The sequence below is a fragment of the Leptolyngbya sp. FACHB-36 genome (assembly GCF_014695955.1).
GTDB lineage: Bacteria > Cyanobacteriota > Cyanobacteriia > Leptolyngbyales > Leptolyngbyaceae > FACHB-36.
This window is the reverse complement of sequence record NZ_JACJPG010000601.1, coordinates 1-3,563: the sequence shown is the minus strand read 5'-3', so window position 1 is coordinate 3,563 and position 3,563 is coordinate 1. Positions and strand designations below refer to the sequence as shown.

The following is a 3,563-nucleotide window of genomic DNA, read 5'->3' as shown; positions in this document are numbered from 1 at the left end:
CCGGATTCTCTGAAAAGCCCCAGCCTTTCTCGGTCAGTATCGCATCGACGATCGACAGCGAAACGACATCCTGCAAGCCTTTAAGCGATCGCATAATCAGCGTCCGATGCGCCCACGGGCACGCCAGCGAAATGTAGAGGTGGTAGCGTCCGGGTTCAGCTTTGAACCCACTAGAGCCATCCGCGGTAATGCGATCGCGAAACTTCGTCGGCGTCCGATCAAACTGCCCTGTCTCGTTGCGCTCGTTCCATTCGGTGGTCCACTTGCCATCTACCAGCATTCCGAGTGCCATTGCGTATCTCCTTGGGGTAAGTAAAAGCTGATGAATTGTTCGCAATGTGTGAGTTGTACCAATTCTCTAAATTCCAGCTACCGATCGAACCACCAAAACGTAGGCGGAATCGAGCTTCTGCAATTCCGACTTCCGACTTCCGACTTCCGGATTGGTATTTAGGTTGCAGCAGGCTAATGACTATACAGCACGGCGTGGTTCAATCGAGTAACTGGAATCATCATTACCCTTGATGAAAAAAGGAATGGCAGACGTACTGCCGTTCCTCCATTGCTATGCCAAATCAAACAGCAGCACTTCGGCGTCGGTTTCTGCAAGCAGCGTCAGTTGCGGTTCTTCGCTGACAGCCGCTCCATCTCCGGCGTGTAAACGCTGACCGTTGAGAACGATCGTCCCTTTCACGACTTGTACCCAGGCGTGACGATCGGGTTGCAGCGTGTAGGTGCGCTTGTCAGTTGCCGCGATCGTGGTAGCAAACAGAGCCACGTTTTGGTGAATCTTCACAGCACCGCTGCTGGCATCGGGGTTCGCGATCGATCTCCAACCGTCCTGTGGGTCGAGCGGAAACAACTTTTGCTCATAGCTGGGCGTTAGTCCTTGCTTTTCTGGCAGGATCCAGATTTGCAGAAAGTGAACGGGGTCAGTTGCTGAGGGGTTGAACTCGCTGTGGGCGATGCCCGTTCCTGCCGAGAACCGCTGCACTCCGTTTGCGCTAACGACTTCGGTGTTGCCCAAGCTGTCTTTATGCGCCAGCGATCCGGAAATCACGTAGGAGATAATTTCCATGTCGCGATGGGAATGGGTTGGAAATCCGCGACCGGGGGCAACGCGGTCTTCGTTGATCACCCGCAGGTCGCGAAAGCCCATGTGCTTCGGGTCGTAGTAGCTTGCAAAGGAAAAGGTGTGATAGGAGTTTAGCCAACCGTGGTCAGCATGTCCGCAATCGGTTGCCTGACGAAGCGTAATCATCGCTGGTTGCTCCAAGGTGAGAGTCGATGCCGTTATTACTAAGGCAGACTGTTTGTATATAAACAATATAGCACAAAAAGTTTGAATGTAAACTGTCTTGTTCAATCAAGTCGTGATTCGACTCCAAGCCGCGCTATTACACCAGACGTTTGCATGGCGCTATGCAGGAGCGTGCGATCGAAGTAAATTCTTTGAGGTTCGTCACTGGCACGACAAATTCACATGCTCAGCCTGCACGAACCCCAACTCTTTTGTCGCACTGCGATTTCGCCAAACTGCGATCGGGCTAGTGCGCCAGAGCCAACTGCTTACTGTTTACCAGCACACCGGGTTCTCGCTGAATCGGCAAAATGTCTGAGGTATCCGTGCGAGAGCAATAGTCCAAATCTTCGTGGCAGGCAAGACGCAGCAAGCGCTGCCCGTGGCTGGCGTGATGGAACAGTCCCAGCAGATCAGCCTGCCACTGCTCGTAGAGCGCCACTGCTCCGGTTACTTCGTCATTGCCTGCCAGATCTACCAGGGAGCAGCTCAGACGAGTCAGCAGACTGTGGGCGATCGCTCCTGCACATACGGTATCTTCTAGCGAAAAGCTGCCTTCCCAACCGGAGCACACAATCCAAATGGTTTTCGGCTGGTTCTCAACCAGATAGTCCACCACTGCATTGCGGTTGATTAGCGCGGCTGCAAGAACCGTAGGAGCCGCTTGTACACACTGCAACGCCCGCGTGCCATTTGTAGTGCTGATAAACAGTCGCCGTCCACCCACTCGTTCTGGAGTACAATCCAACGGAGAATTGCCGAAATCAAATCCCTCAACCTTAGCACCGCCTCGTTCTCCAGCCCGCAAGCGCTTGTCGGGCAACCACGCGGCGCTGACTTGCAGAAGCTCGTCTAAATCGCTGAACACTTGAACGGCTTCGGCTCCAGCAGAGAGGGCAGTCACCATTGTGCTCGTTGCTCTTAGAACATCTACCGCGATCGCGCAGTCAGCGGTTGTTACAGCGGGGGTTAATTCGGGCGTATGAAAGATTGATAGCTTCATAAGTTTTAGGAAGAGAGTGCGGTTTTAGTGATGGCAACAGCTTGGCATCAGAGCGATTTAGGCTCACCGATGCTCAAAGATTTGCAGGTTAATCATGTACCAATCAGGTAGGTTCCTAGTCTGCCCAGCTCTCAGACGGTGAGAATTGAGCGGAGCCGAAACCCAAGTTGCAGGTGCGTTATTTTCATGCAGGTTCCTCAGCATTACTGATAACCAGTAGAAGTCGTTGCCAAGCCATTCCTCAAACAAGGTGAGTCCATGAAACGCTATCACGATCGCTACTGATGAGGACTCAGTAACAATTGTGAACAAGCCGCTTTCTTCCCTTCCAGTTTCTCCCTACAATAAACCAATTCGCAGCCCAGTTTTCGCTTGTTCTGGAGGAACTATGAACCGCCCCATCATTTTAGGTATCGTTGGCGACAGCGCGGCTGGTAAAACTACGTTGACAAGAGGCATTGCTCAATTTCTGGGACCCGAAAATGTCACGGTCATTTGCACAGACGACTACCACCGCTACGATCGCAAACAGCGAGCAGAGCTGGGCATCAGTGCGCTCCACCCAGACTGCAACTACCTCGACATCATGGAGCAGCACCTATCACTGTTGCGGGCGGGACAGCCAATTTTAAAACCCATCTACAATCACAAGTCGGGCACCTTTGACGCGCCGGAATACGTCAAGCCGAATCAGTTTGTGGTTGTTGAGGGCTTGCTGGGCTACTCGACTCGCTCTGCCCGCGATGCTTACGACGTGAAAGTGTATCTGGCGCCGCCTGAACCCCTGCGGACAAAGTGGAAAATTAAGCGCGATACTCAAAAACGCGGCTACACCGAGGACCAAGTGCGGGCTGAAATGGTGAAGCGCGAACCCGACTCGGAGCAGCACATTCGCCCACAGCGCCAGTGGGCAGATCTCGTTGTCAGCTTTTATCCACCGACTGAACAATCCGAGGAAACGAACGGACACCTGAATGTGCGGCTAGTTTTACGACCCAATATTCCTCATCCAGAGTTAACACGGGTGGTTAGCTGTGACACGGCGTTTACTCAGTCTCCGATTCGGCTGGGACTCGATCGCGACATGGGTAAGCCTGTCGATGTGCTGGAAATCGATCGACATGCGACTGGCGAGCAAGTTCAGGAACTAGAGCACTTTATCTGTGGTGATATTCCTAACATGCTTGAAGCCTGTAGCCGCGAAAATAATCCGGAGTTAGGCAAAGTTACGGGGACGACCGGAGAAATGCTTCAGAGCTA

3 protein-coding genes and 1 pseudogene are annotated in these 3,563 nt (G+C 52.8%); 1 reads left to right on the top strand and 3 read right to left on the bottom strand.

The features are described 5' to 3' along the window. The 3 genes and pseudogenes from H6F43_RS17860 to H6F43_RS17850 all read right to left on the bottom strand — a co-directional run. A pseudogene (locus H6F43_RS17860) lies at positions 1 to 292 on the bottom strand (glutathione S-transferase family protein); the annotation flags it as partial. A gap of 273 nt (positions 293 to 565) precedes the next feature. Then, positions 566 to 1,261, bottom strand: a complete 696-nt coding sequence (locus H6F43_RS17855; protein WP_190344063.1) for a pirin family protein — start codon at positions 1,259 to 1,261, stop codon at positions 566 to 568. 286 nt (positions 1,262 to 1,547) lie between these two features. After that, entirely contained in the window at positions 1,548 to 2,303 is a 756-nt protein-coding gene (locus tag H6F43_RS17850; RefSeq protein WP_190344062.1) for a 2-phosphosulfolactate phosphatase family protein, read from the bottom strand. Between the two features lie 388 nt (positions 2,304 to 2,691). Here H6F43_RS17850 and H6F43_RS17845 point away from each other — a divergent pair. Further along, on the top strand, positions 2,692 to 3,563 hold an 872-nt coding region (locus H6F43_RS17845; protein WP_190344061.1), incomplete at its 3' end, for a phosphoribulokinase.